We start from the raw sequence: 24245 nt of genomic DNA, 5'->3' as shown, positions 1-24245 counted from the left end.
CACGACCGCTCGGCACTCTTCATCAAACTGTCATGGAACTGTGGCAGCGCGCTTGTACAAACTTCATCAGACTCGCGCTCTACTGGGGTTCTGCGTTTCGGTGTTTTTCATGGCTAAGGGTTTTTTATCGATCGCGGCTTTGTTGGCCGCGATTTTTTTCGGATCGTCGACGTGGGCGGCAGCGCGTTGCGACGTCAATGTGCCGACCGAGCACGTCGATCTGCAGCAGGTGAGCATTGCTTACCAGAGCATCGGGCGCGCGTCGGATCCGGCGTTGTTGCTGGTCATGGGTCTGGGTGGGCAGTTGATCCACTGGCCTGACGAAGTGGTGGTTGCGCTGTGTCAGCAGGGCTTTCGGGTGATCCGCTATGACAACCGCGATGTCGGCCTGTCGACCTGGCGTCAGGCCCCGGTTGAGGCCAACCTGACCTTTGAAGTCTTGCGCTACAAGCTCGGCCTGCCGGTGTCGGCGCCTTACAGCCTGACGGATATGGCTGACGACGCGCTGGGTCTGATGGCCGCGTTGCACGTGGAGCAGTTTCATGTGCTGGGCGCGAGCATGGGCGGGATGATTGCCCAGCACATGGCGGCAATGGCGCCACAGCGGGTCGAGAGCCTGACGTTGATCATGACCACTTCTGGCGCCGAAGGTCTGCCGGCACCGAGTGCGGCGCTGGTGCAGTTACTGTCGCGACGCGGTGCGCCAAACCGTCAGGTGGCGCTCGAACAACAGGCTGATCTGCTGGCAGCACTGGGCAGCCCGGCGGTCACCGATGACCGGCAGGCCTTGCTGCAACAGGCCGCGCTGTCGTATGACCGCGCGTTCAACCCGGAAGGCGTGAAACGGCAGATCATGGCGATCCTCGCCGAACCGAGCCGGGTGGCATTGCTCAACCAGTTGCGGGTGCCGACGCTGGTGGTGCATGGCACGGCAGATCCGTTGCTGCCGGTGATGCACGGTGTGCATCTGGCAGCGCACATTCGTGGCAGCCAGTTGAAGCTGATTCCGGGGTTGGCCCATCGTTTTCAGGAGGCGTTCAAGGAGCCATTGCTGGCGGCGGTGTTGCCGTATCTGCAGGCGCATCGTGAAGACACCTCGCATTGGGCACAGATTGAACCGGTGGTGGGCGGGAATCTGCTGTAACCGACAGTTGGCGGTGTGGGTGATGGCCCTTCGCGAGCAAGCTCGCTCCCACAGGGGAATGCGATCTAATGTGGGAGCGAGCCTGCTCGCGAAGGGGGCACCACAAAATCCGGCCGGGGTGTATCGTGCAAACTTTCCCGCACGATTTCCCCTGCGAGGTGTTTGATGAATTCCGCTTTGAAAATCGACTTTGTCAGCGATGTCTCCTGCCCGTGGTGCGTCGTCGGTTTGTATGGCCTGTTACAGGCACTGGAAATCCTGCGCAACGAAGTGCAGGCCGAGATCCGGTTTCAGCCTTTTGAACTGAATCCGAAAATGGCCGCCAATGGGCAGAACATTGCCGAGCACATTCAAGAGAAATACGGCTCGACCCCGGAGCAGTCGCAGAAGAACCGCGAAGCGATCCGCGCCCGTGGCGCCGAGCTGGGGTTTGCCTTTCGCACTGATGGCAACAGCCGCATCTACAACACCTTCGATGCGCATCGCCTGTTGCACTGGGCCGGGCTCGAAGGTGTGCAGTTGGCTTTGAAAGAGGCACTGTTCAAGGCTTATTTCAGTGAGGGCGGTAATCCATCGGATCATCGGCAACTGGTGCAGATCGCTGAAAGTGTCGGGCTGGATCGCCAGCGTGCCGAGGCGATTCTGGCGTCGGACGAGTTTGCCGATGAGGTGCGTGAAGAAGAACAGCTGTGGCTGCAGCGCGGGGTGAGTTCGGTGCCGACCGTGGTGTTCAACGGGCAGTATGCGGTGACGGGTGGGCAACCGGTGGAGACGTTTGTCGGGGCGATTCGGCAGATTATGGCGGAGTCCAAGGGCGGGACGGTCAGCTGATATCGGTAGGAGCCAAAAGCCCCTCACCCTAACCCTCTCCCAGAGGGAGAGGGGACTGATTGGGGGATGCTGGAGTTGTACGCCGACCTGAACGTGCTGTACCGAATCCATAATCAACTGGATCTTTCAGGTCAATGTCAGACGCAAGACACCTCGGTCGGCCCCCTCTCCCTCTGGGCGGTCCGACGTTTCGGGAGGGCTGGGGTGAGGGTCAGCTGTGCAAGCGCACCCAAACCGTCACCAAAACAGTGGCCGCCATCAACCACGCCACCGCCGCCACGGCCAGTGAAGCCTCCAGACGCAGCCGATCGACCATCACATACAGCGTCGCCAGATACACAAAGTACGGAATGATCGACCACATCCCGAACACGATCGTGGTCTTCAAATCCTCAATCGAACGCCCCTTGCCAACGATGTAATGCGCAATCAGCGCGAACGTCGGGAACAGCGGCACCAATCCGGCGATGTAGTAGTTTCTGGTTTTCGACAGCGCCGCGATGATCAGTACTACCGCGGCGCCCAACAGGGCTTTGAAAAACAGATCCATCAGTGGCTCAACCCGTACTTTTTCACTTTGTCGAACAACGTGGTCTTGGCCATGCCCAGTTCAAGGCTGGCTTGGGTCAGGTTGCCGCCGCTGCGTTGCAGGGCGTCGCTGAGCAGGTTGCGCTCGAAGGCTTCCACCGCTTCGGCAAACGCCAGGCCTTGGCCGCCAGCGCTGGTGCCGGACTTCTTGAACGCCGGCAAACCGAGGGCAAAACGTTCGGCGACGTTGCGCAATTCACGCACGTTGCCCGGCCAGTCATGGCTCATCAGGTTCGACAGGGTCTGGTTGTCCAGCTCTGGCAGTGCGCGGTCGAAGCGCAGTGCTGATTGCTGGGTGAAGTGTTCGAACAGTTGCAGAATGTCTTCGCGGCGTTCGCGCAGTGGTGGCAGCTCCAGCGTTACCACGTTGAGGCGGTAGTACAAGTCGCTGCGGAACTCGCCGGCCTTGCTCGATTCGTCGAGGTCGGACTTGGTCGCCGCGATCACCCGGCAATCCACCGCCACGCTCTGGTTTGAGCCGAGGCGTTCGAGGGTGCGTTCCTGCAACACGCGCAGCAGTTTGATCTGTAATGGCAGCGGCATGCTTTCCACTTCATCGAGGAACAGCGTGCCGCCGTCGGCGTGTTCGATCTTGCCGATCCGGCGTTTGCCCGCGCCGGTGAAGGCGTTGGCCTCGTGGCCGAAAATTTCGCTTTCGAAGAGGTTCTCCGGCAGGCCGCCGCAGTTCAACGCGACGAACTGCTTGCTGTGCCGGCGGCTGAAGTCGTGCAGGCAGCGCGCGACCAGTTCTTTACCGGTGCCGGTTTCACCTTCGATCAAGACGTTGGCCGAGGTGTCGGCGACGTTGGCGATCAATTCGCGCAGGTTCTGCATCGCTGGCGAGCGGCCGATGATGCGTCCTTCAAGGGAATCACGTTCGGCCAGTTGCCGGCGCAGCGACGACACTTCGCGGGCGAGGCTGCGTTGCTCCAGCGCCCGTCGCGCGACATCGACCAGACGCTCCGGCGAGAACGGTTTTTCCATGAAGTCGTAGGCGCCTTTCTGCATCGCGCCGACGGCCATGGAAATGTCGCCATGGCCGGTGATCAACACCACCGGCAGGCTACGATCGCGTTGCTTGAGGCGGGTCAACAGTTCCAGGCCGTCGATGCCCGGCAGGCGGATATCGCTGATGACGATACCGGCAAAGTTGTCGCCAACACGTTCCAGCGCTTCCTCGGCACTGCCAACACCGACGCAGGGAATGTCTTCCAGGGTCAGCGCCTGCTGGCAGCCGAGCAGCACATGGGGGTCGTCTTCGACGATCAGCACACTAAGGTCGTGGTTCATATTGGCTCGGCAGGAGTAGGGCTTACCAACGGTAAACTGAGGACGAAGGTGGTGCCACCGCTCGCCGGGTGTTCAACACCCAGATGCCCGCCGGTGGCGGCCGCGAGGCTGGCGGAAAGCGTCAAGCCAAGGCCCAGGCCTTGTTCGCCGGGCTTGGTGGTGAAGAACGGCTCGAACAGATGCTTGCGCGCCTCGGCGTCAATGCCGTGACCGTTGTCGCGTACGCGCAGGCGATACTTGGCGTTGAACTCTTCACCCTCCAGCCACAGTTCGGGCTGGGGCTGTGCCTGCATGGCGTCGAGGGCGTTGCCGATCAGGTTGACCAGAATCTGTTCGAGGCGGGTCTGGTCGATCTGCACTTGCACGTCGATAAACTGCCGGTGAATGTGCAGCGCCGAACTTTCCAGGCGCGCACCGAGCAATTGCAGCGCCGCTTCCACGGCTTTGCCAAGGCTCGCCTGGCCCTGATTGTCACCGCGTCGGGCGAATGAACGCAGGCTGGCGGTGATCCGGCCCATGCGGTCGATCAGCTCGTTGATGGTCTTCAGGTTAGTGCTGGCAATATCCAGCTGACCGCGTTCGAGAAAGCGTACGGTGTTGCCCGACAGCGTGCGCATCGCGGCCAGCGGCTGGTTCAATTCGTGGGCGATACTGGTCGACATCTGGCCGATGGCCGCGAGTTTGCCGGCCTGCACCAGTTCATCCTGAGCGCGGCGCAACGTTTCTTCGGCCTGACGACGTTCGCGGATCTGGCTCTTCAAACGTTCGTTGCTGGCGCGCAAGTCGGTGGTGCGTTCGGTAATCCGACGCTCCAGTTGATTATTGGCTTCCTGCAAGGCTTCACGGGCAGCGAGGCGAGTAGCAATGACCTTGCGTCGTTCGTTCCAGGCAATCAACAGGAAGGCCACCAGCGCAAAGGCGACCGCGACGAGAATGCCTTGGTTGATCGCTTCGCGGCGCAGGTCCTGCAACGGCGTGAGCAGGGTGAAATTCCACGGCGTGTCGGTCAGTGGCCGGGTCTGCGCGAGATAGCTGATGTCATCCTCGCCGGACTGCACTTCGCTGTTGGCCGGGAAGGTGAGTTTTTCTACGCCCTCGGACAAGGTTTCGCGAGCCAGAGGTTGCAGCTCGTTGAGCGGAAACCAGTAGTACTGCAGGCTGCGGGCGAGTTTTTCCTTGGTGGCTTCACTCAGGGGAATCACTGCTTTCAGGCGCCGGGCCGGATCGCTGGACAGAATGATGATGCCGTTTTCATCGCTGACGAACGCTTCCAGACGCGCGCGCTGCCAGCGTTCTTCCATGGCTTCCAGGCGCACTTTGACCACGGCGACGCCAATGATCTTGCCGTGCTCTTCGAGGCCATGAGCGAGGTAGTAACCGGGTTCGCCGTTGGTGCTGCCGATCCCGTAGAAACGCCCGGGTTCGCCACGTACGGCTTTCTGGAAGTAAGCGCGGAAGGACAGGTCTTCACCGAGGTAACTGTCGACATCGCGCCAGTTGCTGGTGGCCATGACGCGGCCAGTAGTGTCCATGACGTAGATGGCCCGACTGCGGCTGCGTCGGTTCAGGCCTTCGAGGTAAGCGTTGACCGTTTCCCGGTATTGCGGGCTCGGGTCGGCCAGCAGCTGCGACACACTCGTTTCGAGTTCCAGCAGGCTGGGCAGGTAGGTATATTTGCTGATCTCGCTTTCGACCGCGCGGGCGTGCAGTTCGAGCTGGCGCTGACCGTTCTCGCCGAGGCTGCGAATGCCGAAATGCTCACTGGTCCAGAAGCCGATAAAACCCAACCCGATCATCAGGGCGATGATCAGTGGCGGCAGGAACAAATGACGAATCAGACGGGGCTTCACGGCAAGTGATGGCGGCGCGGCGCGATAGAGATTGGGGTCGCATTTCATCACAGTTGCCTTGGGTCAACCACCACACTTGTTGCGAGGGCAACGCCGGCCCTTGTGGGAGCGAGCCTGCTCGCGAAAGCGCACTGACATTCAACATCCAGGCTGAATGTAATGACCTCTTCGCGAGCAGGCTCGCTCCCACAGGGAAGGAGTGATGCCCCGGCAGGTGTGTTGCTTTTAGTGCTGCAGGATTTTCTCGAGGAAGTGCTGCGCGCGTTCGGAGCGGGCGCTGATGTCACCGAAGAATTCCTCTTTCGGGCAGTCTTCGATGATCTTGCCGGCGTCCATGAAAATCACTCGATCCGCCACTTTACGGGCGAAGCCCATTTCGTGGGTTACGCACATCATGGTCATGCCTTCGTGGGCCAGTTGCACCATCACGTCGAGCACTTCGTTGACCATCTCCGGGTCGAGCGCCGAGGTCGGTTCGTCGAACAGCATGACGATCGGGTCCATTGCCAGCGCACGGGCAATCGCCACACGCTGTTGCTGACCACCGGACAGTTGCCCCGGGTGCTTGTGGGCGTGCGCCGACAGGCCGACGCGTTCGAGCAGCTGCAGACCTTTCTTGGTCGCCTCTTCCTTGCTGCGGCCCAACACCTTGATCTGCGCGATGGTCAGGTTTTCGGTGATGGTCAGGTGCGGGAACAGTTCGAAATGCTGGAACACCATGCCCACGCGCGAACGCAGTTTCGGCAGGTTGGTCTTCGAGTCGGCAATCGAGGTGCCGTCGACGACGATGTCGCCTTTCTGGAACGGCTCCAGCGCGTTGACGCACTTGATCAGGGTCGATTTGCCGGAACCCGACGGGCCGCAGACCACGATCACTTCGCCTTTTTTGACCTCGGTGCTGCAATCAGTCAGCACCTGGAAGTCGCCATACCACTTGTTGATGTTCTTGATAGAGATCATACGGCAAACCTTTTTTGCAGACGCTTGACCAGCAGCGAGGCGGAAAAGCTGATGATGAAGTAGACGACACCGGCGAAGATCAGGAACTCGTTGGAACGACCGATGATGTCGCCGCTGGAACGGGCGGAGTTAAGGAAGTCCACCAGGCCCACGGTGTAAACCAGCGAGGTGTCCTGGAACAGGATGATCGACTGTTGCAGCAGCAACGGGGTCATCTTGCGGAACGCCTGGGGCAGGATGATCAGGCGCATGGTCTGGCCATAGGTCATGCCCATCGCTTGCGCGGCGGCCATCTGGCCTTTGGGGATCGACTGCACACCGGCCCGAACGATTTCGCAGAAGTACGCGGCTTCAAACATCATGAAGGCCACGACGCAGGAAGTGAACGCGCCAATCGGCGTGTCTTCGCCGGTGATCCAGCGCAGCACGAACGGCACCGCCAGGTAGAACCAGGTGATCACCAGCAGCAGCGGAATCGAACGGAAGTAGTTCACATAAGCGCCGGCCACGCGCGACAGCAGTTTGCTCGACGACAGGCGCATCAGCGCGAGGATCGTCCCCAGCACGATGCCGCCGACCACGCCCATGACCATCAACTGCAAGGTCATGACCATGCCGTTCCACAGGCCCGGGATAGCGGGGATGATGCCGCTGAAATCGAAGTCCATTATTTACCCCCCACGGAGATCAGGCCGGGCACCGCGACTTTCTTCTCGACCATGCGCATCAGCAACATCAGGCTCATGTTCAGGGTGAAGTAGATCAGCGTGGCCAGGGTGAAGGCTTCAAACAGGTTGGCCGAGAATTCGGCGGTCTGCTTGGTTTGCGCCAGCAGTTCCATCAGGCCGATCAGGGACGCCACGGAGGAGTTCTTGAAGACGTTGAGGAACTCCGAGGTAAGCGGCGGAATGATGATCCGGTAGGCCTGGGGCAGCAGCACGTTCCAGTAGATCTGCGGCAGTTTGAAGCCCATGGCGCGGGCGGCGGATTCCTGGCCGCGTGGCAGCGCCTGGATGCCGGTACGCACTTGTTCGCAGACGCGGGCAGCGGTGAACAGGCCCAGGCACACGACAACGCTCAGGTAAGCCGAGGTCGTCGGGTTGAGGTCCTGTTTGTACCAGTCCTGCAGGTTTTGCGGCAGCAGGTCGGGTACCAGGAAGTACCAGATGAACAGCTGAACCAGCAGCGGTACGTTACGGAACAGCTCGACGTAGCAGGTGGCGATGCCCGATACGATGCGGTTCGGCACCGTGCGCATGACCCCCAGTATGGAGCCCAGCAGCAAGGCGATGATCCACGCCACGATGGCGATGGCAATGGTCCAGCCCAAACCGGAGATGTACCAGTCGAGATAAGTCTCGCTGCCAACGCCGGTGGACTTGAAGAACACGCCCCAGTCCCAGTTGTAATTCATTAGGGTCTCCCCTCGAGATCGATCGATGTACAAGCACCCGCTTGGGGAAGATCCTTTCCCACCCGACGTTGAACGTCAGGCACACGCGATCGGCTCGAAAACCGCCAGGTCGAGTGTTCCACTGTATAGCCAGCAGGTAGTAACAGACGCCTGAGGGAGGGTGGCTCCCTCAGGAGATAAGGTTAGTCAGGAATCAGATTTTTACGTCAGGCGCCGGCTTGTCGCTCGGGTTGGCGATCAGATCTTTTACCTTGTCGCTCATCGGGAAGTTCAGGTTCAGGCCTTTTGGAGGAATCGGGCTCTCGAACCACTTGCTGTAGATCTTGTTGATCTCGCCCGACTTGTACAGGCCAACGATGGCGGCATCGACAGCCTTCTTGAAGGCCGGGTCGTCTTTGCGCACCATGCACGCGTAGGCTTCGAAGGACTGTGGCGTACCGGTGATGATCCAGTCAGTCGGTTTCTTGGCCTTGGCTTCTTCGCCGGCCAGCAGGGCGTCGTCCATCATGAAGGCTACGGCGCGGCCGCTTTCCAGCATGTTGAAGGATTCGCCGTGGTCTTTGGCGGAGATGATGTTCATGCCCATCTGCTTGTCGGCGTTCATCGCTTTGATGATGCGCTCGGACGTGGTGCCGGCGGTGGTCACGACGTTTTTGCCTTTCAGGTCGGCAAAGTCAGCGTAGGACGGCTTGCCATCCTTGTCTTTCTTGACCAGCAGACGGGTGCCGATTTCGAAGATGTTGACGGTGAAGTCGACTTGCTGGGCGCGTTCGGCGTTGTTGGTGGTCGAGCCGCACTCGATATCCGCGGTGCCGTTCTGGATCAGCGGGATACGGGTTTGCGAGGTGACCAGGTTGTACTTGACCTGCAGATCGGGCTTGTTCAGGTCTTTTTTCAGGGCTTCAACGATAGCCACCTGAATGTCGTGGGAGTAGCCCACTGGTTTGCCGGAAGCGTCTGCAATGTAGGAAAACGGAATAGAGCTGTCGCGGTGAGCGAGCGTGATGGTGCCCGAATCGTTGATTTTCTTCAGGGTGCCGGTGAGTTCGGCGGCGAAAACTGGCGTGCTGATCAGAGCGGCCGCAATGGCTGCGCCCAGGATATGGGGAACGATGCGCATCAAATTTTCCTCGAATTGTTTTTTTTATGGAGCCAGTTCGTCGGCCCTTTTGTGCTTCGAATGCCTGACGGCTCCTGAAGTGCTGGCGCAACAGGCATTCGTCGAGAGAGTGTAGAGCATGAGTCGTGCCAGACCAGTTGCTGTGGCTTAACTTGTTGATTTAGAAGATTATTAAAGTTTTGTGATGGTGGTTTTTGGCGTATCTGATCCGGTTTACCGAATTGACCGTCAGGTCGCGTTCGGAAATCCGAACGGCGAAAAGCCCCTCACCCTAGCCCTCTCCCAGAGGGAGAGGGGACCGATCGCGTTGTTTGGGCAAGTTACGCCGACTTGGAATACCGAGTCGAACTCAGGATTTACAGAGTACCTCGATCGGCTCCCTTTCCCCTCTCCCCCTTGGGGGAGAGGGCTGGGGTGATGGGGAGAGATCTGACTGACACAATCAGGTCCAACAGAACCCACAAAACAAAAAGCCCCTGAATCTCTCAATTCAGGGGCTTTCGTTTAAGCAATGTTCAAATCACGCCGCTTCGATCTTGCTACGGTTCTGTTCGACCTTACCCAAATACGCCGCAAGCTTCTCTTGCTCTACCGGGGTAGTGAACAGCCCCAGCTTGCTACGACGCCACAGAATGTCATGCGCTGTGGTTGCCCACTCTTCGCTGCACAGGTAATCGACTTCACGGGTGTAGAGCCCGCCACCAATGTGTTCGCCCATGTCGGCGAGGCTTTCCACGCCTTCGAGCATGCGCCACGTGCGGCTGCCGTAAGTGGTGGACCAGCGACGAGCGATCTCGGTCGGCACGAAGTCGAACTTGTCGCGGATCAGCGCGCTCAAGGCTTGCGGGGTGGTCATGTCTTCGCCGCCGGGCAGGGTGGCGGTGGCCGTCCAGCTCGGGCGCATCTGGGTGAAGAATGGCAGCAACTGCGCCATCGCCGATTCAGCGAGTTTGCGGTAGGTGGTCAGCTTGCCGCCGAACACCGACAACAGTGGCGCTTCTTCAGTGTTGCCCGACAAGGCCAGGGTGTAATCACGGGTGACGGCCGACGGGTTGTCGGATTCGTCGTTGCACAGTGGGCGTACGCCCGAGTAACTGTGCTGGATGTCGTCACGGCTGATCTGCTGCTTGAAGTGGACGTTGACCACTTTCAACAGGTAATCGGTTTCGCCGTCGGTGATGGCCACTTTCGCCGGATCACCGGTGTACTCACGGTCGGTGGTGCCGATCAGGGTGAAGTGGTTGAGGTACGGAATGGTGAACACGATGCGCTGATCTTCGTTTTGCAGAATGTGCGCGTGATCACCTTCGTACAGTTTCGGCACGATGATGTGGCTGCCCTGAATCAGACGGATGCCGTACGGCGATTCCATCTTCAGGTCGTCACGGATGAACTTGGCAACCCATGGGCCAGCGGCGTTCACCAGTGCTTTGGCGGTGATCGAAAACAGGCTGCCGTCGGCACGTTCCAGGTTCAGGTGCCACAGGCCTTTGGCGCGACGGGCGCTGACGCAACGGGTCTGAGTGTGCACGTGGGCGCCTTTTTCGCGGGCGGCCATGGCGTTGAGTACCACGAGGCGGGCGTCGTCGACCCAGCAGTCGGAGTATTCGAAGCCTTTCTTGATTTCGCTTTTCAGTGCGCTGTCGGCACCAAACTTGAGGCTTTTCGAACCTGGCAGCTTTTCGCGCTTGCCGAGGTTGTCATAGAGGAACAGGCCAGCCCGGATCATCCACGCCGGGCGCAGGTGCGGACGGTGTGGCAGCACGAAGCGCATCGGTTTGACGATGTGCGGCGCCTTGGCCAGCAGCACTTCGCGCTCGGCCAGCGCTTCACGCACCAGACGGAATTCGTAATGTTCGAGGTAGCGCAGACCTCCGTGGATCAGCTTGCTGCTGGCCGACGAAGTGTGGCTGGCCAGATCGTCCTTTTCGCAAAGGAACACCGAAAGCCCGCGACCGGCGGCATCCGCTGCGATCCCCACGCCATTGATCCCGCCGCCGATAACGGCGATGTCATAGATCTCGGAGATTGGGGGCGTACGCAAGGTAGAGGTGGACATCGGCTGGCCTCGGGTTCTTTTGATTTTCTATATTGGAAATCGAACATGAATGTTCATTTGCGAAAATGGTAGCCCATAAAGACGCGCACAGCCAGTCACGTTCGATTGAAAAAACTCATCGAAGAGCAGGGAAAGGAAAATTTTCGAACATCAAATGCGCGCAAGGGCGCAGAAGACGTGTTGTTTGATCGATTGTTTTCGCGAGCAGGCTCGCTCCCACGGTTTGAAATGCATTCCAATGTGGGAGCGAGCCTGCTCGCGAAGGCGTCAATACAGAAAATGAATAGAAGGGAGGTTAAACGACTTCCAGGCGAATCTTGTGCTGGCTCAACAACTGCGCCAGCGCCGGCACCGGTTGCTGATCCGTGACCAGGCAATCAATCAGACTGATCGGCCCCAGCCGGATCATCGCATTGCGCCCGAACTTGCTCGAGTCCGCTGCCAGAATCACCTGTCGCGCATTGGCAATGATCGCCTGGGAAACCCGCACTTCCTGATAATCAAAATCCAGCAGGCTGCCGTCTTCATCAATACCGCTAATCCCGACCAGCGCAAAGTCAACCTTGAACTGATTGATGAAGTCCACACTCGCCTGACCGACAACACCGCCGTCACGACGCACATTGCCGCCAGTCAGCAACACATCGAAATCATCCTTGGCACTGAGCATCGACGCGACGTGCAGGTTGTTGGTGATGATTTTCAGGTGATTGTGATTGAGCAGGGCGCGGGCAATCGACTCGGTGGTCGTGCCGATATTGATGAACAGCGAAGCGTGATCGGGGATCTGTGCAGCGATGGCTTCACCGATGCGTTGTTTTTCATCGCGCATCTGGTCGGCGCGCATCGCATAGGCGGTGTTTTCGACACTGGAATCATAAGCGGCACCACCATGGTAGCGACGCAGCAGATTGGCTTCCGCGAGCTGGTTGATGTCGCGGCGGATGGTTTGCGGGGTAACAACGAACAGCGTGGCCATTTCCTCGATGCTCACATAGCCGCGTTCGCGGACCAGCTCGAGGATTTGCTGCTGACGGGGAGGCAGATTCATGGGGCTTCCTTTGGGCTGCCGTGCAAAATTTGCCCATGATGACGCAGGAATCCGCTCCCTACCAGTTTCCAAACAACGTGAAAGCTACTGCGCTCGGCCATCCTGCGTTAAAAACAGGCTCGGACTGCTCATTTACAAACCCGTAAACTCCGCGTCCTCGCCTGTTTTTGCCTTGGCTTGCCTTCGCTCGCTACGCTTTCACGCTGTTTGGACCGCTTTAACCAGTCCTAAGGTTGGCTTATTCAGCGTCTTCACGCGCCCAGTCACGGGTACGACTGACGGCTTTTTTCCAGCCTTTGTACAGCTTCTCTTTCTCGACTTCGTCCAGGCTCGGCTCGAACTCGCGCTCGATCACTGCTTTGCCGCGCAATTCTTCCAGACTGCCCCAGAAACCGCACGCCAGACCGGCCAGGTAAGCCGCGCCGAGCGCCGTGGTTTCGCGCATTTGCGGGCGTTCAACCTGCGTGCCGAGAATGTCAGCCTGGAACTGCATGAGGAAGTTGTTCGCCACCGCACCGCCATCCACACGCAGGGCTTTAAGGCGTTCGCCGGAGTCCTGTTGCATGGCGTCGAGCACGTCGCGGGTCTGGTAGGCGATCGATTCCAGTGCGGCGCGGATGATGTGATCGACGCGAACACCGCGCGTCAGGCCGAACAGCGCGCCACGGGCATACGGGTCCCAGTACGGAGCGCCCAGACCGGTAAACGCCGGCACCAGGTACACGCCGTTGCTGTCCTTCACTTTATTGGCGAAGTATTCGGTGTCGTGGGCGTCGTTGATGATTTTCAGTTCATCACGCAGCCATTGCACGGTGGAACCGCCGTTGAACACCGCACCTTCCAGCGCATAAGCGACTTCGCCACGCGGGCCGCAAGCGATGGTGGTGAGCATGCCGTGCTGGGATTTCACTGCTTTGTCGCCGGTGTTCATCAGCAGGAAGCAGCCAGTGCCGTAGGTATTTTTCGCCTGACCTGGTTCCACGCACATCTGGCCGAACAGTGCCGCTTGCTGGTCGCCGGCGATACCGCCGATGGCGATGCCGCTCTTGGTGCGACCGTAGATTTCCGAAGAAGCCTTCACTTCCGGGAGCATTTCGCGCGGGATGTCGAGGATCTCCAGCATCTTCGAATCCCACTCCAGCGAGTGAATGTTGAAGAGCATGGTGCGCGAGGCGTTGGTGTAGTCGGTGACGTGTACTTTGCCGCCGGTGAACTTCCAGATCAGCCAGCTATCGACGGTGCCGAACAGCAGTTCGCCGTTGCGCGCACGCTCGCGGCTGCCCTCGACGTTGTCGAGGATCCACTTCAGTTTGGTGCCGGAGAAGTACGGGTCGGTGACCAGACCGGTGTTATCGCGGATGTACTCTTCGTGACCGTCGCGCTTGAGCTGCTGGCAGATCTCGGTGCTGCGGCGGCACTGCCAGACGATGGCGTTGTACACCGGACGGCCGGTGGTCTTGTCCCAGACCACGGTGGTTTCGCGCTGGTTGGTGATACCGATGGCGGCGACCTGATCGTGATGCAGACCGGCCTGGGCCAGCGCTTCAACCATCACCGCGCTCTGGGTGGCGAAGATTTCCATCGGGTCATGTTCGACCCAACCGGCCTGTGGGTAATGCTGAGCGAATTCGCGCTGCGCGGTGCAGACCACGTTCGCATCGCGGTCGAAAATGATCGCGCGGGAGCTGGTCGTACCCTGATCGAGGGCAATGATGTAGTTCTTATTCTGAATGTCGGTCATGTCGATTGCCTTGGACGAAATAAGGGAGAGTGGGCCGTGGCGCAGGCTCTATAGGGCAGGAGCCGGCGCCGACTGTTTCAAGAAGTTCTTGGTTTGCCGTCAATGGCCGGTTCTGCATCCTTTGTAGCAGGTGTGGCGCCGGTCAGGTGACGGGCGATGAGCCCGCGATACCCGGCAGCGCCGAGGCAGGCACCGACAATCGGTGCAAAAATCGGAATCAGGAAGTACGGAATATCGCGACCGCCAGTGAAGGAAATTTCACCCCAGCCGGTGAAGAAAGTCATCAGCTTTGGACCGAAATCGCGCGCCGGATTCATCGCGAAACCGGTCAGCGGGCCCATCGAGCTGCCAATGACGGCGATCAGCAAACCGATCAGCAGTGGCGCCAGCGGGCCTTTCGGCAGACCGTTGTTGTCGTCGGTCAGCGACATGATCACGCCCATCAGGATCGCGGTGATGATCATCTCGACCAGGAAGGCCTGGGCAGTGGACAGCACCGGGTTCGGGAACGTCGAGAATACCGACGCCAGTTCAAGACTGGCCGCCGAGCCGCGAACCATTTGGTGAGTTTGTTCGTAATCGAAGAACAGGTTGCTGTACAGCGTGTAAACCAACAGCGCGCCGCAGAAGGCGCCAGCGATCTGCGACAGAATATAGAACGGCAGTTTGCGCTTCTCGAAGTCGGCGAAGATCGCCAGGGCGATGCTCACGGCCGGGTTCAGGTGCGCGCCGGAAACCCCGGCAGTGAGGTAGATCGCCATGCTCACGCCGACGCCCCAGATGATGCTGATTTCCCACAGGCCGAAGCTGGCGCCCGCGACTTTGAGCGCGGCGACACAACCGGTGCCGAAAAAGATCAGCAGTGCAGTACCCAGAAACTCGGCCATGCATTGGCTCGATAGCGATGGTTGCTGTAAAGCAGTTGTCATTGAAAACCTCGGTTTTTGTTGTTGTCTGGCGTCTCGCCGATAGGGCAAGGCGCGATTTTCACCAGGTGGGAATCCCCATTCCGTTCCCGGTTTACTGCTGGGTGCTGCGATGACGATAATTCTTACATTATTCAGATTCGAAAAAATATAGACAAGAAACAAACCTGTCAAAGGTCGAAAGTGAACCATCGGTCACAATAAAACTATTCGTTGCGTGAATGATCCTGTGTCATCCACGCGCGATGGTGTTTGCAGAATGTCTGCAAGCCACGGGAATCGTGGCTTGGGATAGAGCCTTTTAGAGGCTGATCACCTAGAATCCGACGCAGCATTTTTCTGTCACTGCCGAGCCTGGAGCTGCCATGACCCCTGCGTTGGACTTGTTGAAAAAAGTTCGTGCCGAACATCGCGTGCACAGTTACGAACATGACCCCAAGGCCGCATCCTATGGGCTGGAGGCCGCGGAAAAACTGGCGCTGGAGCCAGCGCAGGTGTTTAAAACCTTGTTGGCGGCCAGCGAAAAAGGCGAGTTGCTGGTGGCGGTGGTGCCGGTCGTCGGAAGCCTTGACCTCAAAGGTCTGGCGCATGCCGCGGGGGTGAAAAAAGCCGAGATGGCTGACCCGGCAGCCGCACAACGCTCCACCGGTTATCTGTTGGGTGGCATCAGCCCGTTGGGGCAGAAGAAGCGCCTGCGTACCTTTATTGATGACTCGGCTCAGGGGTTTGCGACTATTTATGTCAGCGCCGGTCGGCGAGGCCTGGAGGTGGAACTGGCACCCGCCGTGCTCGCCGAACATACCCAGGCGAAATTTGCCGATATCGGCCGCACGTGACCGTTATCGCTGTATGCAGAAAATTGGCCGGTTCTGTCACTGGCGCTGATCGCCTCGTGGTTGCATGCTCTGCCGACTGACTTAGGGAGAAGGTTATGCAGCTCGAGTTTCATCAGGTCGATGCGTTCAGTGATCGGCCGTTCAGTGGCAATCCGGCGATGGTCTATCGGCTGGATGCCTGGCTTGCGGATGAGCTGATGCAGAAGATCGCCGCCGAGCACAATCTGGCGGAAACTGCGTTTCTGGTGCGTGAGGGATCGGCCTGGCATATCCGCTGGTTCACCCCGACTACTGAAGTGCCGCTGTGCGGCCACGCCACGCTGGCCAGCGCTTATGTGCTGTTCGAAATTTACAAGGAAAGCGCCGGTCGTATCGACTTTACCTGTCAATCCGGTCCGCTGAGCGTCACACGGGAAGGTGATCGGTTGTGGCTGGATTTCCCGTCGATCATGCCGTCTGAGATTGGTGTGACTGTCGACGTTGAGCGGGCGCTGGGTGTCGAAGCGGTTGATGTGCTCGGCTCCAACGAACTGTTTGTGGTACTGGAGTCGGAGCAGGCCGTGCTCGATTGCAAGCCGGACATGGTGGCGTTGGCCAAGCTGCCGTGGCTGGGCGCTATCGTCACGGCGCGGGGTAATCAGCACGACTTCGTCTCGCGCTATTTTGCGCCGGCGATTGGCATCAATGAAGATCCGGTGACCGGGTCGACGCATTGCAGCCTGATCCCGTATTGGTCCAAGCGTCTGGGCAAATCGAGCCTGACCGCTTGCCAGCGCTCGGCGCGGGGGGGGGAGTTGTTTTGTCGGCTGGAAGGCGAGCGGGTGAAGATTGGCGGCAATGCGACGCTGGTTGCCAGCGGCACCTTGATCCTGGGTTAACGCAAAACCCTGTAGGAGTGAGCCTGCTCGCGATAGCGATACATCCGTCACAGATGATTTGACTGATGCACCGCTATCGCGAGCAGGCTCACTCCTACAGTGGGATCCGGTGTTGGTCAGAGGGCAGTGCTGTAGCGGCGGACGCCGTTTTCCACTGCCGGGATCTGCGCAGCGGTGCTGCCAGATGCCTGGAACAATACGAGGTGTTCAGCCGCAACCCGAATCCCCACTTCCGCACCGACATGGTGATCAGCATGACTCGGGAAAATCGATTCCAGCTGCGCCCCCGTCGGCAATTGCAGACGATACAGCGTCGACGCCCCAAGGAAGGTCTTGCCGACAATCCGCGCTTTCAACCCACTGTCCGGCGCATAAACAATGTCATCCGGACGCAGCAACACATCCACAGCCCCGCCAATCGGCCAGGTATAAGCCCGATTGCCGCGCAGCTCACCCAGTTCAGTCTGCACCGATTCCGGGCTGCCCAACTGGCCGCGAATGAAGTAACCCTGACCGATGAAGCTGGCCACGTACGGCGTTGCCGGTTCGTGATACAGGTTGTACGGCGTGTCCCACTGCTCCAGTCGACCTTCCTTGAATACACCGACGTGATCGCTGACGGCGAAGGCTTCTTCCTGGTCGTGGGTCACCAGAATTGCGCTGGTGCCACGGGCCTTGAGAATGTCGCGCACCTCATGGCTGAGCTTGCGGCGCAGTTCTCCATCAAGGTTGGAGAACGGCTCGTCGAGCAGCAGTAATTGCGGCTCCGGCGCCAAGGCACGGGCGAGGGCGACACGCTGTTGCTGGCCGCCGGACAATTCGTGCGGGAAGCGCTTGCCGAGGTTCTTCAGGTTGACCAGTTCCAGCAGTTCTTCGGTCACGCGTTCCTTGTTCGGATGCTTGCGAATGCCGAAGGCAATGTTGTCGGCAACGCTCAGGTGCGGAAACAGCGCGTAGTCCTGGAACACCATGCCGATCCGGCGTTTCTCCGGCGCCAGGGTGAAGCCGGCGCTGGAGATGGTTTCGCCACCGAGGGTGATTTCACCTTCGTGCACCGGTTCGAAACCGGCGATGGCGCGCAGGGTCGTGGTCTTGCCGCAGCCGGACGAACCGAGCAGGCAGCCGATGTCACCGGCATTAAGGTGCAGATTAAGGTTCTGCACCACACGTTGATCTTGGTAGCCGCAAGCGAGGTTGCGCAGGTTCAGCAGTAGTTCATGGCTCATGCGTGGTGATATGCCGGTTCAACGAGGAACTCGAGCAGGGCCTTCTGTGCGTGGAGACGGTTTTCTGCCTGATCCCAGGCGACGGAGCGCGGGTCATCAAGCAGGTCGAGGCTGATTTCTTCGCCACGGTGTGCAGGCAAACAATGCATGAACAGCACGTCCTCGGCAGCGAGGTCGAGCAAAGCACGGTTGACCTGGAACGGGGCGAACAGCTTGAGGCGCTTGGCAGTTTCCTCTTCCTGACCCATCGAAGTCCAGACGTCGGTGCTCACCAGATGCGCGCCACGCACGGCGTCTTGCGGATCGCGAACGATGGTCACGCGATCGCCGGCCTTGGCGACGAACTCAGGGTTGGGCTCGTAGCCTTGCGGGCAAGCGATGCGCAACTGGAAGTCGAACTGCATCGCTGCTTCTATATAGCTGTTGCACATGTTGTTGCCGTCGCCGATCCAGGCCACGGTTTTGCCCTGAATCGAGCCACGGTGTTCAAGGAATGTCTGCATGTCGGCCAGCAGCTGACACGGGTGCAGATCATCGGACAGGCCGTTGATCACCGGTACGCGCGAGTTGGCCGCAAATTCGGTCAAGGTGCTGTGGGCAAAGGTACGGATCATCACCGCATCGAGCATGCTCGACATGACGATGGCGCAGTCGCCGATCGGCTCGCCACGACCCAGTTGGGTGTCACGCGGCGAGAGGAAGATCGCCTGGCCGCCGAGCTGGATCATGCCCGCCTCGAAGGAGATACGGGTACGGGTCGAGGACTTCTCGAAGATCATGCCCAGTACACGGTTTTTCAGAGGCTCGAACAGTACGCCGCGGTTACGCAGGTCCTTGAGCTCAACGCCTCGACGGATCACGCTGACCAGCTCTTCGGGCGTGCAATCCATCAGGGAGAGAAAGTGCCTTGCGCTCATCATTGACTACCTTTTTGCTACAAACCGCAGATGCTCAAAGCCTTGTTTAACGGAACAACGGGCGAGACCTGCGGCGTAAGCCGCACGGGGCGACGAAATAGGGGGAGGCGCGATATTGACACTAAATGTCGCGTTTTTCCAATAGGCTACAGTTTTTGCGGAAATCGAAGGGCGCACTGAATGTTGCAGTCGCGCATTTGAAGCCGGGTTCAGGACAGCAGCGAGTCCCTTTGTACACTGGCCTCGCGGGGCTTGGCAATGCGGCGTGGCGGGGATCGTGTCGCTTGGGTCGGTTTACGACCGTGGCGCCATGCCATCATTTGGTCGGATGCTCAGGTTGAAACATTTGCTAAAGCAAAGTGCTGGGTTATAAATAAGTTTCGAGCGACGCAGGAAGCCTCCGCATGGAATCGAAAGAAAAACTGTTAATGGAATTGCTGGGCCACACGGCTCGCTCTCTGACCCACCTCACCGCGTCGGTGACCTCAATGTCGTTCGAACTGCTGCGCAGCGAAGACGAAGTCGTCAAGAGCGCCGGCCGCCACATGATCGATCGCATGGCAACGATTAGCGCCGGGCTCGACGAACACTGGCGATTGATCGGCGAACTCACCGGCGTTCACGTCGCCCACGAGCAGATCGAAACCATCCAGGAAATCCAGCTGGCAGCTCCTCCGCAGCTTCCATCGAGTTGAGCGCGGCGGTCTATCGGCGCACCTGATAGGCGCCGATTCACAAGACGAACGTCGCTGGCGCTGCTTCATCACTCGGGCCATAGTTTTGTTCCCGCGGGTGTCATTACCCGCCCAGAACAAGACAGAGACTGGCCATGACCAAGACTCTCCATCACCGTGCCTGCCACCTGTGTGAGGCCATTTGCGGTCTGACCATCGAGACCACCGAAACCGATGGCAATGTCGCGATCACCTCGATCAAGGGCGATGCGCTCGACACCTTCAGTCGCGGCCACATCTGCCCCAAAGCCGTGGCGCTGCAAGATATCCAGAACGATCCGGATCGCCTGCGTCAGCCAATGCGCCGTGTGGGCAGCGAATGGCTGCCGATCGAGTGGGACGAAGCGTTTGCGCTGGTTGCCGAGAAGCTGGCGGCGATTCAGGAGCGTCATGGCCAGAACGCCGTGGCGGTCTATCAGGGCAACCCGAGCGTGCACAACTACGGGCTGATGACCCACAGCAATTATTTCCTCGGTTTGCTGAAGACGCGCAATCGCTTCTCGGCGACCTCGGTCGATCAGTTGCCGCATCACCTGAGCAGTTACCTGATGTACGGCCACGGCTTGCTGCTGCCGATTCCGGACATCGATCACACCGATTTCATGTTGATCCTCGGTGGTAATCCGCTGGCCTCCAACGGCAGCATCATGACCGTGCCGGATGTCGAAAAACGTTTAAAAGCTATTCAAACTCGCGGTGGTAAGGTCGTGGTGGTCGATCCACGGCGAAGCGAGACGGCGGCGATGGCTGATCAGCATCTGTTCGTGCGTCCGGGAGGGGATGCCGCGTTGTTGTTTGGTGTGCTTAATACGCTGTTCAGTGAAGGCCTGACCCGCGACAGTCATTTGCCGGTCGATGGGCTCGAGGACGTGCGCGGGGCGGTAGCGTCGTTCACCGCTGAAGCCATGAGCCCGTTGTGCGCCGTGCCTGCCGGACAGATCCGTCAACTGGCCCGCGACTTCGCTGCCGCGCCGAGTGCGGTTTGCTACGGCCGCATGGGGGTTTCAACCCAGGCCTTTGGCACGCTGTGCCACTGGGTGGTGCAGTTGATCAATCTGGTCACCGGCAATCTCGACCGGGTAGGCGGCGCGTTATGCACCGAACCCGCCGTGGACCTGGTGGCATCGACCTCGGGCGGGCATTTCAACAAATGGCAAAGCCGTGTCTCGGGTCGTCCTGAATACGGCGGAGAGTTGCCGGTCTCGGCGCTGGCCGAAGAAATGCTCACCGAAGGCGAGGGGCAGATCCGTGCGCTGATCACTGTGGCCGGCAATCCGGTGTTGTCGACGCCGAACGGGCGGCAACTGGAACAAGCGCTGGACGGCCTGGAGTTCATGGTCAGCATTGACCTCTACATCAACGAAACCACGCGTTACGCCGACTTGATCCTGCCGTCGACCTCGGCGCTGGAGAATGATCACTACGACACCACGTTTAACCTGTTCGCGGTACGTAACGTGACTCGCTTCAATCGTGCAATTCTCGCCAAGCCTGAAGGCGCGCTGCATGACTGGGAGATTTTTGTTGGCCTGGCCAAGGCCTTTGCCGAGAAGACCGGTAAAGAGCTGAAGCCGACCATGCCGCCGGCGAAGATGATCGACATGGGCTTGCGCATGGGCCTGTACGGTGACGCCTCCGAGCAGAAACTCTCGTTGGCGACGCTGTTCGATCATCCCCATGGTATTGATCTGGGCGCGTTGAAAGCGAATCTGGCCTCGCGCCTGAAAACACCGAACCAACATGTGCAGGCTGCGCCGCCAGAGATTCTCGCTGACCTCGTACGCTTCGCCGCGTTGCAGGCGCCCGCTGCAGATGAACTGTTGATGATTGGCCGTCGCCACGTACGCAGCAACAATTCGTGGATGCACAACTATCACCGTCTGGTGAAAGGCAAGCCGCGCCATCAGTTGCTGATGCACCCGGACGATCTTGCCAGCCGCGGGCTCAACGACGGTCAATGGGTGCGCGTCAGTTCGCGGGTCGGGCAAATCGAAGTTGAAGTACTCGGCAGCCTCGACATGATGAGAGGTGTGGTCAGCCTGCCGCATGGCTGGGGTCATGCACGGCCAGGCGTGCAGATGGCGATTGCCAGTAGTCAGCCGGGCTCGAGCGCAAACGACCTGACTGATGAATGTCAGCTCGACGAGTTGTCCGGCAATGCAGCGTTGAATGGCGTGCCGGTGACGGTGGCGGCGGCTTGAGCATGACTGTCGGGGAGACCGAGCATGGCGCTCGGGATTCCGTTACAATGCGTCACCGTGCCGACCCATGAGTCGGAAAGTTCAGCCGAGGTGCTCCATGGATATCATCGAAACGATTAAAGAGCAGATTGCCAACAACACCATTCTGCTTTACATGAAAGGCTCGCCGAATGCCCCGCAGTGCGGCTTCTCTGCGAAAGCTGCACAGGCTGTGATGGCGTGTGGCGAAAAGTTTGCGTACGTGGACATCCTGCAGAACCCGGAAATCCGCGCCAACCTGCCTAAATACGCCAACTGGCCGACTTTCCCGCAACTGTGGGTCGGCGGTGAGCTGGTCGGCGGTAGCGACATCATGACCGAGATGGCTGCAGACGGTTCGCTGCAAAGCACCATCAAGTCGGCTGTTGAAGCGGCAGCGGCGAACAAGTCCGAAGCCTGATTGACCAGGTTTCATGCGACAGCTGCTGGTGTAGGAGCTGTCGAGTGAAACGAGGCTGCGATCTTTTGATCTCCAGCCAATAAAAAGCCCCGCCACTCGAAAGAGGGCGGGGCTTTTTAGTGCGTTCGAAAAGTTACTGCAAGTTGCCGGTGCAATCTGAAAAGATCGCAGCCTTCGGCAGCTCCTACTCTTCGCCCATCTGCGATTGCAGATAGTTCTCAAGACCGACTTTATCGATCAGGCCCAGTTGGGTTTCGAGCCAGTCGATATGTTCTTCTTCGGATTCGAGAATGTCTTCAAGCAGTTCACGGCTACCGAAGTCACCGACGGTCTCGCAATGCGCGATCGCGGTCTTCAGGTCAGCGTGGCCGGTCTTCTCGATACGCAGGTCGCACTCCAGCATTTCCTTGGTGTGCTCGCCGATGTGCAGCTTGCCCAGATCCTGCACGTTCGGCAGGCCCTCGAGGAACAGGATGCGCTTGATCAGCTTGTCCGCGTGCTTCATCTCGTCGATGGATTCTTTGTATTCGTGCTTGCCGAGCTTGTTCAGACCCCAATCTTCATACATGCGCGCATGCAGGAAGTACTGATTGATCGCGACCAGCTCATTGGCAAGGATCTTGTTGAGATGCTGGATGACTGTAATGTCGCCTTTCATGATCGGAGTCCTGCCCTGTAATAGCTGTATATACGGCAGAGTTTGAGCTTCGTACTTATAAGTGTCAAACCTAAGTTATTGAATAATATATGAAAATTAATCGGAATAAGAATGTTTGTGTTCCGCGTCTGGAGCCTAAGCAATTGATTTACAGGCATAAAAAAACCGGACATAAGTCCGGTTCTTTGAAATGGGGTGTTATTACGCAGCAGTAAATTCTACCGGATAGGGGATCGCGGCCTGAGCGGTTTGCAGCTTGGTCAGGGTTTCGCGTACGACTTCCTTCGCAAGGCAGGCACATTTGCCGCATTGGCTGGCGACGCCGGTGGCCTGGCGAACTTCTTTATAGCTGCAGCAACCTTCATAGATCGCTTCGCGGATCTGTCCGTCGGTGACGCCAGTGCAGAGACAAACATACATAAGTGAGAACCGTCGCTGGTTGTGACTCAATTGCGATGGATCTTAATGTTAACGAGAATGATTGTCAAAGTGCTTTCGGAAGGCTTTAGCCGATTGAGCGCGGTGACTGACGAACGGTGATTACTGGCGATTTGCCTGGCCCCGTAAATGCAGCGCCGTTCTGCGCCTGCTTTAAAAAACCGTTAAGGACAGGCCAAATTCGCAGTGTATGATGGTCGGCCCTTGCGAAGGGGGTTTGTGTCACAGGGCTGTCGCCTGAGGGTGGCAGGCTGGCGCGAACCCTGAACTTCAAGTTTTTACACCAGGAGATATCAATGAGCGTACTCGTAGGCAAACAAGCCCCTGACTTCACCGTCCCGGCCGTACTCGGCAATGGCGAGATCGTTGACAGCTTCACCCTGTCCTCGGCCATCAAAGGCAAATACGGCCTGGTGTTCTTCTACCCACTGGACTTCACCTTCGTCTGCCCGTCCGAGCTGATCGCTCTGGACAACCGCATGGCTGACTTCAAGGCACGCAACGTTGAAGTGATCGCTGTGTCGATCGACTCGCACTTCACTCACAACGCATGGCGCAACACTCCAGTGAACAATGGCGGTATCGGCCAGGTGAAATACACCATGGCTGCCGACATGAAGCACGACATCGCCAAGGCTTACGACGTTGAATCCGAAGGCGGCGTGGCTTTCCGTGGCGCGTTCCTGATCGACGACAAAGGCGTTGTCCGCTCGCAGATCATCAACGACCTGCCGCTGGGTCGTAACATGGAAGAGCTGATCCGTCTGGTCGACGCTCTGCAATTCCACGAAGAGCACGGCGAAGTCTGCCCTGCCAACTGGAAAAAAGGCGACAAAGGCATGAACGCTTCGCCAGAAGGCGTTGCTGCCTACCTGACCGAGAACGCTGCTGCCCTGTAAGGCGCAACGTTGAGGTACAAAAAAACCGGCCCCAGTGGCCGGTTT

The 24245-nt window shown here is 58.8% G+C and carries 23 protein-coding genes; 8 read left to right on the top strand and 15 right to left on the bottom strand.

The window, feature by feature from the left end; all coding sequences use genetic code 11:
- Window positions 1–109: 109 nt before the first annotated feature.
- Both PspS49_RS23520 and PspS49_RS23515 read left to right on the top strand, forming a co-directional pair.
- Window positions 110–1144 (top strand): alpha/beta hydrolase, encoded by a 1035-nt coding sequence (locus tag PspS49_RS23520; RefSeq protein ID WP_127929608.1) that lies wholly within the window; start codon window positions 110–112, stop codon window positions 1142–1144.
- Window positions 1145–1309: 165 nt separating this feature from the next.
- A complete protein-coding gene (locus PspS49_RS23515) occupies window positions 1310–1975 on the top strand; it encodes a DsbA family oxidoreductase (RefSeq protein WP_160041659.1) in 666 nt (221 codons plus the stop codon).
- A gap of 211 nt (window positions 1976–2186) precedes the next feature.
- Here PspS49_RS23515 and PspS49_RS23510 read toward each other — a convergent pair whose 3' ends face one another.
- The 11 genes from PspS49_RS23510 to PspS49_RS23460 all read right to left on the bottom strand — a co-directional run bounded on the left by PspS49_RS23510 (window position 2187) and on the right by PspS49_RS23460 (window position 14977).
- Window positions 2187–2525, bottom strand: coding sequence for a GlpM family protein (locus PspS49_RS23510; RefSeq protein ID WP_095112348.1), 339 nt, complete (start codon window positions 2523–2525; stop codon window positions 2187–2189).
- Window positions 2525–3853, bottom strand: coding sequence for a sigma-54 dependent transcriptional regulator (locus PspS49_RS23505; RefSeq protein WP_127929606.1), 1329 nt, complete (start codon window positions 3851–3853; stop codon window positions 2525–2527). Before PspS49_RS23505 ends, PspS49_RS23510 begins: the two co-directional genes overlap by 1 nt.
- A complete protein-coding gene (locus tag PspS49_RS23500; RefSeq protein ID WP_127929605.1) occupies window positions 3850–5751 on the bottom strand; it encodes an ATP-binding protein in 1902 nt (633 codons plus the stop codon). Before PspS49_RS23500 ends, PspS49_RS23505 begins: the two co-directional genes overlap by 4 nt.
- 177 nt (window positions 5752–5928) lie before the next feature.
- Window positions 5929–6663 (bottom strand): amino acid ABC transporter ATP-binding protein, encoded by a 735-nt coding sequence (locus PspS49_RS23495; RefSeq protein ID WP_007963947.1) that lies wholly within the window; start codon window positions 6661–6663, stop codon window positions 5929–5931.
- A complete protein-coding gene (locus PspS49_RS23490; protein WP_003227756.1) occupies window positions 6660–7331 on the bottom strand; it encodes an ABC transporter permease subunit in 672 nt (223 codons plus the stop codon). Before PspS49_RS23490 ends, PspS49_RS23495 begins: the two co-directional genes overlap by 4 nt.
- Window positions 7331–8077, bottom strand: coding sequence for an amino acid ABC transporter permease (locus PspS49_RS23485; RefSeq protein ID WP_095048296.1), 747 nt, complete (start codon window positions 8075–8077; stop codon window positions 7331–7333). The genes PspS49_RS23490 and PspS49_RS23485 overlap by 1 nt, the downstream gene beginning before the upstream one ends.
- 193 nt (window positions 8078–8270) lie before the next feature.
- Window positions 8271–9197: a glutamate/aspartate ABC transporter substrate-binding protein gene (locus PspS49_RS23480; protein ID WP_095048295.1), complete on the bottom strand. Its 927-nt coding sequence runs from the start codon at window positions 9195–9197 to the stop codon at window positions 8271–8273.
- A 520-nt stretch (window positions 9198–9717) separates the two neighbouring features.
- Window positions 9718–11256 carry a glycerol-3-phosphate dehydrogenase gene (glpD, locus tag PspS49_RS23475; RefSeq protein WP_160041657.1) on the bottom strand — a complete coding sequence of 513 codons (1539 nt, stop codon included), beginning with the start codon at window positions 11254–11256 and terminating at the stop codon, window positions 9718–9720.
- Between the two features lie 295 nt (window positions 11257–11551).
- Window positions 11552–12307, bottom strand: coding sequence for a DeoR/GlpR family transcriptional regulator (locus PspS49_RS23470; protein WP_007916700.1), 756 nt, complete (start codon window positions 12305–12307; stop codon window positions 11552–11554).
- A gap of 238 nt (window positions 12308–12545) precedes the next feature.
- Entirely contained in the window at window positions 12546–14048 is a 1503-nt protein-coding gene (glpK, locus tag PspS49_RS23465; protein WP_007916698.1) for a glycerol kinase GlpK, read from the bottom strand.
- Between the two features lie 77 nt (window positions 14049–14125).
- Window positions 14126–14977 carry an MIP/aquaporin family protein gene (locus PspS49_RS23460; RefSeq protein ID WP_150750410.1) on the bottom strand — a complete coding sequence of 284 codons (852 nt, stop codon included), beginning with the start codon at window positions 14975–14977 and terminating at the stop codon, window positions 14126–14128.
- Between the two features lie 362 nt (window positions 14978–15339).
- On the opposite strand from PspS49_RS23460, the gene ybaK reads away from it, so the two are divergent.
- Both ybaK and PspS49_RS23450 read left to right on the top strand, forming a co-directional pair.
- On the top strand, window positions 15340–15810 hold the full coding sequence (gene ybaK, locus PspS49_RS23455) for a Cys-tRNA(Pro) deacylase (RefSeq protein WP_127929603.1): 471 nt from the start codon (window positions 15340–15342) through the stop codon (window positions 15808–15810).
- Between the two features lie 95 nt (window positions 15811–15905).
- Window positions 15906–16688: a PhzF family phenazine biosynthesis protein gene (locus PspS49_RS23450; protein WP_160041655.1), complete on the top strand. Its 783-nt coding sequence runs from the start codon at window positions 15906–15908 to the stop codon at window positions 16686–16688.
- Between the two features lie 116 nt (window positions 16689–16804).
- On the opposite strand, the gene PspS49_RS23445 is transcribed toward PspS49_RS23450, so the two are convergent.
- Window positions 16805–17914: an ABC transporter ATP-binding protein gene (locus PspS49_RS23445; RefSeq protein WP_127929601.1), complete on the bottom strand. Its 1110-nt coding sequence runs from the start codon at window positions 17912–17914 to the stop codon at window positions 16805–16807.
- On the bottom strand, window positions 17911–18831 hold the full coding sequence (argF, locus tag PspS49_RS23440; RefSeq protein ID WP_127929600.1) for an ornithine carbamoyltransferase: 921 nt from the start codon (window positions 18829–18831) through the stop codon (window positions 17911–17913). The genes PspS49_RS23445 and argF overlap by 4 nt, the downstream gene beginning before the upstream one ends.
- 404 nt (window positions 18832–19235) lie before the next feature.
- Here argF and PspS49_RS23435 point away from each other — a divergent pair, with 404 nt between their 5' ends.
- The 3 genes from PspS49_RS23435 to grxD all read left to right on the top strand — a co-directional run bounded on the left by PspS49_RS23435 (window position 19236) and on the right by grxD (window position 22205).
- On the top strand, window positions 19236–19526 hold the full coding sequence (locus PspS49_RS23435) for a hypothetical protein (RefSeq protein WP_007916677.1): 291 nt from the start codon (window positions 19236–19238) through the stop codon (window positions 19524–19526).
- 134 nt (window positions 19527–19660) lie between these two features.
- The gene (locus PspS49_RS23430) at window positions 19661–21766 is read left to right on the top strand and encodes a molybdopterin oxidoreductase family protein (RefSeq protein WP_160041653.1); all 2106 of its coding nucleotides are present in this window, start codon (window positions 19661–19663) and stop codon (window positions 21764–21766) included.
- Window positions 21767–21863: 97 nt separating this feature from the next.
- Entirely contained in the window at window positions 21864–22205 is a 342-nt protein-coding gene (gene grxD, locus PspS49_RS23425; RefSeq protein WP_008079424.1) for a Grx4 family monothiol glutaredoxin, read from the top strand.
- Window positions 22206–22389: 184 nt separating this feature from the next.
- Here grxD and bfr read toward each other — a convergent pair whose 3' ends face one another.
- Together bfr and PspS49_RS23415 are read right to left on the bottom strand one after the other, a co-directional pair.
- Entirely contained in the window at window positions 22390–22863 is a 474-nt protein-coding gene (gene bfr, locus PspS49_RS23420; protein ID WP_007916671.1) for a bacterioferritin, read from the bottom strand.
- Between the two features lie 201 nt (window positions 22864–23064).
- On the bottom strand, window positions 23065–23283 hold the full coding sequence (locus tag PspS49_RS23415) for a bacterioferritin-associated ferredoxin (RefSeq protein ID WP_003227725.1): 219 nt from the start codon (window positions 23281–23283) through the stop codon (window positions 23065–23067).
- Window positions 23284–23597: 314 nt separating this feature from the next.
- Here PspS49_RS23415 and PspS49_RS23410 point away from each other — a divergent pair, with 314 nt between their 5' ends.
- The gene (locus PspS49_RS23410) at window positions 23598–24200 is read left to right on the top strand and encodes a peroxiredoxin (RefSeq protein ID WP_003227723.1); all 603 of its coding nucleotides are present in this window, start codon (window positions 23598–23600) and stop codon (window positions 24198–24200) included.
- The last annotated feature ends 45 nt before the right edge of the window (window positions 24201–24245 follow it).

The organism is Pseudomonas sp. S49 (assembly GCF_009866785.1).
Taxonomy (GTDB): domain Bacteria; phylum Pseudomonadota; class Gammaproteobacteria; order Pseudomonadales; family Pseudomonadaceae; genus Aquipseudomonas.
The sequence above is the reverse complement of the archived record's forward strand: the minus strand, read 5'-3'. Positions and strand labels throughout refer to the sequence as shown.

What these genes read in the sequence shown, in the direction of transcription:
- PspS49_RS23520 (WP_127929608.1), top strand. Translation starts at nt 110, where the DNA reads ATGGCTAAGGGTTTTTTATCGATCGCGGCTTTGTTGGCCGCGATTTTT.
- PspS49_RS23515 (WP_160041659.1), top strand. Translation starts at nt 1,310, where the DNA reads ATGAATTCCGCTTTGAAAATCGACTTTGTCAGCGATGTCTCCTGCCCG.
- PspS49_RS23510 (WP_095112348.1), bottom strand. Translation starts at nt 2,525, where the DNA reads ATGGATCTGTTTTTCAAAGCCCTGTTGGGCGCCGCGGTAGTACTGATC.
- PspS49_RS23505 (WP_127929606.1), bottom strand. Translation starts at nt 3,853, where the DNA reads ATGAACCACGACCTTAGTGTGCTGATCGTCGAAGACGACCCCCATGTG.
- PspS49_RS23500 (WP_127929605.1), bottom strand. Translation starts at nt 5,751, where the DNA reads ATGAAATGCGACCCCAATCTCTATCGCGCCGCGCCGCCATCACTTGCC.
- PspS49_RS23495 (WP_007963947.1), bottom strand. Translation starts at nt 6,663, where the DNA reads ATGATCTCTATCAAGAACATCAACAAGTGGTATGGCGACTTCCAGGTG.
- PspS49_RS23490 (WP_003227756.1), bottom strand. Translation starts at nt 7,331, where the DNA reads ATGGACTTCGATTTCAGCGGCATCATCCCCGCTATCCCGGGCCTGTGG.
- PspS49_RS23485 (WP_095048296.1), bottom strand. Translation starts at nt 8,077, where the DNA reads ATGAATTACAACTGGGACTGGGGCGTGTTCTTCAAGTCCACCGGCGTT.
- PspS49_RS23480 (WP_095048295.1), bottom strand. Translation starts at nt 9,197, where the DNA reads ATGCGCATCGTTCCCCATATCCTGGGCGCAGCCATTGCGGCCGCTCTG.
- glpD (WP_160041657.1), bottom strand. Translation starts at nt 11,256, where the DNA reads ATGTCCACCTCTACCTTGCGTACGCCCCCAATCTCCGAGATCTATGAC.
- PspS49_RS23470 (WP_007916700.1), bottom strand. Translation starts at nt 12,307, where the DNA reads ATGAATCTGCCTCCCCGTCAGCAGCAAATCCTCGAGCTGGTCCGCGAA.
- glpK (WP_007916698.1), bottom strand. Translation starts at nt 14,048, where the DNA reads ATGACCGACATTCAGAATAAGAACTACATCATTGCCCTCGATCAGGGT.
- PspS49_RS23460 (WP_150750410.1), bottom strand. Translation starts at nt 14,977, where the DNA reads ATGACAACTGCTTTACAGCAACCATCGCTATCGAGCCAATGCATGGCC.
- ybaK (WP_127929603.1), top strand. Translation starts at nt 15,340, where the DNA reads ATGACCCCTGCGTTGGACTTGTTGAAAAAAGTTCGTGCCGAACATCGC.
- PspS49_RS23450 (WP_160041655.1), top strand. Translation starts at nt 15,906, where the DNA reads ATGCAGCTCGAGTTTCATCAGGTCGATGCGTTCAGTGATCGGCCGTTC.
- PspS49_RS23445 (WP_127929601.1), bottom strand. Translation starts at nt 17,914, where the DNA reads ATGAGCCATGAACTACTGCTGAACCTGCGCAACCTCGCTTGCGGCTAC.
- argF (WP_127929600.1), bottom strand. Translation starts at nt 18,831, where the DNA reads ATGAGCGCAAGGCACTTTCTCTCCCTGATGGATTGCACGCCCGAAGAG.
- PspS49_RS23435 (WP_007916677.1), top strand. Translation starts at nt 19,236, where the DNA reads ATGGAATCGAAAGAAAAACTGTTAATGGAATTGCTGGGCCACACGGCT.
- PspS49_RS23430 (WP_160041653.1), top strand. Translation starts at nt 19,661, where the DNA reads ATGACCAAGACTCTCCATCACCGTGCCTGCCACCTGTGTGAGGCCATT.
- grxD (WP_008079424.1), top strand. Translation starts at nt 21,864, where the DNA reads ATGGATATCATCGAAACGATTAAAGAGCAGATTGCCAACAACACCATT.
- bfr (WP_007916671.1), bottom strand. Translation starts at nt 22,863, where the DNA reads ATGAAAGGCGACATTACAGTCATCCAGCATCTCAACAAGATCCTTGCC.
- PspS49_RS23415 (WP_003227725.1), bottom strand. Translation starts at nt 23,283, where the DNA reads ATGTATGTTTGTCTCTGCACTGGCGTCACCGACGGACAGATCCGCGAA.
- PspS49_RS23410 (WP_003227723.1), top strand. Translation starts at nt 23,598, where the DNA reads ATGAGCGTACTCGTAGGCAAACAAGCCCCTGACTTCACCGTCCCGGCC.